A 3326-nucleotide genomic window follows, 5' to 3' on the forward strand; every position below is an offset into this window, starting at 1 on the left:
CCTGCGACTCACCCCCGCCGCAGGCAACAACGTCTCCAGCACCGACCACTGCTCATCGGAAAGATCCCCACGCCCCACACCGTGATCATTACCGCTCGAGGCGCGAACTGGAACCCGACTTAAAACACGGCCTAATCGCCGCCGTCAGGCCCCCACTCGAGGGGTTCAGGGCAGACGGGATCTACGACGTGACAGGACGGTTCACCGACGCTAAAGGCCACGAACTCGCACGGGAGAGCCATCGATTCTGGATCGTCCACCAGGGGCCACCCGTAGCGCCGAGAGGACTCAGGCGGCGCCATCGGTGGCGACAGCGGCACCACCTCTTTCATGTGCTCGGCACATGTGAGCCTTCGCCTCCGACTTCCTGAACGCAGGCGGTCTGAGGCTATCGGCCGCGCCTACCCGCGAATGGGTCTGGGCCACCACGCGGTACGAGTCCCGAACAGGGGCCGCAGGACCACCGTGCGTGGCAGTGCTCGGTACAATCCTCAGCATCCCCTACAACGACCAGGACCTCATCGGACACCTCCGCAGGGCCGGCATCGAAAACCCGGGAAAGCTCATCGGAGCCGACTCCCGGCTGATCGAACGGCGTGGAGGCGACCGCACGAAAACGAGGCGGCGTGACGATTCGCAGTCTGGCGCTCTGCTGCCCGGATCCAGCCTCCGGGCCGATCCGAGGCGATGTGTCGGAGTGATGTCGGCCCTCTGAGGAGCGCGTCGTAGCCTGGGGGAAGCTGCATCAGGATGCGGTTCGTGAGCTCTTCGTCCTCGTCGGCGGCGCCCGCCGCCGCGCTGAGCACGGCGGCGATGTCTCACTGGGCGGTCTCGTCTGTGGCTCCCTCGATCCATGCGGCGGTGGCGCGCACGAAACGTTCGGGGAACAGGAGTTGCCAGGCCGTCGCCCAGCCCAACCATCATCTCCAGTTCAGCGATGGTCCCCAGGCAGGTGATCTTCGAAGTCTGCCCGTACCTTGTTCCGCTGCAGCCGATTTTCAGCATCGAATCAGGCCTGGTGGGCACCGTCAACCGCCGCACACGGTTGGGGAAGTAGCCGCACAGCTCCGTGGGCGGGAGTGGAATTATTCCTTACCCCTGCCATGTTCTTCTGAGTGGGCGACTTGACGAGGTAGACGGTGGTGGACTCATGCACACATCGAAGCTCCGGTTGGCCGGGGTGACCTTCCCGATTCGCCTCGGCTAACTAAAGCTTTGATCTAACGTGCGAGTCGAATGCGCCAGCGAACACATTCGACCCGCACTATCGCCCTGGTACGTTCGATCGCCATGCTGGCCGTGCAGGTCTGGACTTGCTTATGAAGAAGCTTAGCGTCCAGCACTACTTGCGTTAAAATACCGCATAATCGGTATTGACGGGCGACCAGAAGAAGCAGGACCCGTAACCAGCAACGACCAAGGTGAAATGCCCAGAGAGGGATCCGGAGGAAAATTTAACGCCATTCACGTAACACTTAAACTCTCCTGCGTTGTACCTCCCTCCATTGATCCAGCCGATGTAATCTCGATTGTATTTCCCCCAGCCAGAGACTACCTTCTTCCACTCGCCGCCCGTCAGCTTCCCTCCTGCCACCACAGATTCCCTAGTTGGGGAACCTTTGACGTTCGCAGCCGCATCGGCGGCTGCCATTTTGTCGACGATGGAATAGCTCGACGGCGACGGTGAAACGGTGGCCGAATTCGGCACTGCTGCCGCCGGGGTCATTGCGGCAGTGGTTGCCAGAATCGTCGAGCCAATTCCGATAACAATCGGACGGAATGCCTTAGATGTCTTCAATTCGAAATTGAATAGCATGACGTGGCCTTTCTGGATAAAATTACCGAACCCGCCTGGCAGATCGGGTGAAAATTTCGTCTTGCGAGTTAACAGTGAAACCCTCTAGTGACGCCCAGTCGGGAGGAACGTAGGGTTGATGGCTAAACCCAGGGAGAACGTAAGGTGACGAACATTCCTGAAGCAGAGTAAGAGCTTCTCAACCTTGGTCCTTCGGGCGCGATTGCTGTGAGGTAAGACCGCAACTACGGCGCGATGCGAAGGGTGCGGCGAGGTCCTATTCAAAGTCGCGAACAGACGCTCCTCGGCCTCTAGTGCACCCGACTTAGACAGGTCACGAGGGTGTGCACCTTGTCCGACGACAGTACTGACTTCAAGCTTGGCCGAGCCCCTCGCCAAACGGACTGAGCACGGTCATAACGACGCTGAGGAAACGCCTCTGAAATCACGTTCGTAACCGGATCGCGACGGAATCCGAAATAACAGCGCCGAGGAAAAGTAGCCACACTTGCCATAGTTCACGATTATCCAATCGATGGAGATTGCAAAACCCCATAAATTGCAGTACATGCATAGTGCCAATAGATAGGGTAGGGCGGCTACTGTTGCCACAGATGAGTAAACCGTGCTCCATAGCGAGGGCCGCGCTTTGCTGTTCGCTTCAGAACGGAGTTTGCCGTGGGGCTTGGCGGTGAGAGTGTGTCGCCAGGGCCTGTCGGGTGTCCACTAAGGGTCTCCAGAGTGATCGCCGATTGGGTGACGGCTGGCTGCGGGTAGCAGGCGAGGCCTTCGGGCAGTGGTTCGAGATGTCTGACGTCTCGAACCACTGCAACTGGAGGCCTCTTTGGTCACTTAGGGCTCGCAGAGAATCAAGGTGTTGCTTCCCGCGGTTCGGCTCGTTGGTGTGGTATGCGCATATCTGACGAGGTCTGTGGTCAACGTGCGGTGAGGTTCCAGGTGTTGTTCCCACACCTGGACGAGCGGCAGCGTCGACTGCTGATGGGGGCCGAGGCCAGGATCCTGGGCCACGGCGGGATCCGGGCGGTCGCCCGGGCGGCCGAGGTCAGCGAGACCACCGTCCGCAAGGGAGTGGACGAATTGGAGGCGGGGGCGGAACCGCCGGGCCGGGTCCGCCGTCCCGGTGGCGGGCGCAAGCGGGCGGCCGAGGCGGATCCAGGTCTGCGGCCCGCGCTGTGGGTGCTGGTCGAGCCGGACATGCGAGGGGATCCGATGTCGCCGCTGCGATGGACGACGAAGTCCACCCGCAGACTCGCCGGCGAGCTCACCAGGCAGGGCCACCGCGTTTCGGCGGATACCGTCGCCGACCTGCTACGGGAGGAAGGGTTCAGTCTCCAGGCCAACGCCAAGAATCTCGAGGGAGCTCAGCATCCCGACCGGGATGCCCAGTTTTGCCACATCAACGACCAGGCCAAGGGCCACATGGGCGCCGGCGACCCGGTGATCAGCGTCGATACCAAGAAGAAGGAGCTGGTCGGGCAGTACAAGAACGGGGCCGCGAGTGGCATCCGAA

At 61.1% G+C, this 3326-nt stretch carries 1 protein-coding gene and 2 pseudogenes; 1 reads left to right on the forward strand and 2 read right to left on the reverse strand.

Annotated elements, in window-relative coordinates; translation table 11 throughout:
• Window positions 1-704: 704 nt before the first annotated feature.
• Window positions 705-890, reverse strand: a pseudogene (locus ACFWUY_RS41025) (DUF2267 domain-containing protein); the annotation flags it as partial.
• 461 nt (window positions 891-1351) lie between these two features.
• Window positions 1352-1816, reverse strand: coding sequence for a hypothetical protein (locus tag ACFWUY_RS41030; RefSeq protein WP_384121962.1), 465 nt, complete (start codon window positions 1814-1816; stop codon window positions 1352-1354).
• Between the two features lie 888 nt (window positions 1817-2704).
• Here ACFWUY_RS41030 and ACFWUY_RS41035 point away from each other — a divergent pair.
• Window positions 2705-3326, forward strand: a pseudogene (locus ACFWUY_RS41035) (ISAzo13 family transposase); the annotation flags it as partial.

It is taken from the genome of Streptomyces sp. NPDC058664, assembly GCF_042716635.1.
Classification (GTDB): domain Bacteria; phylum Actinomycetota; class Actinomycetes; order Streptomycetales; family Streptomycetaceae; genus Streptomyces.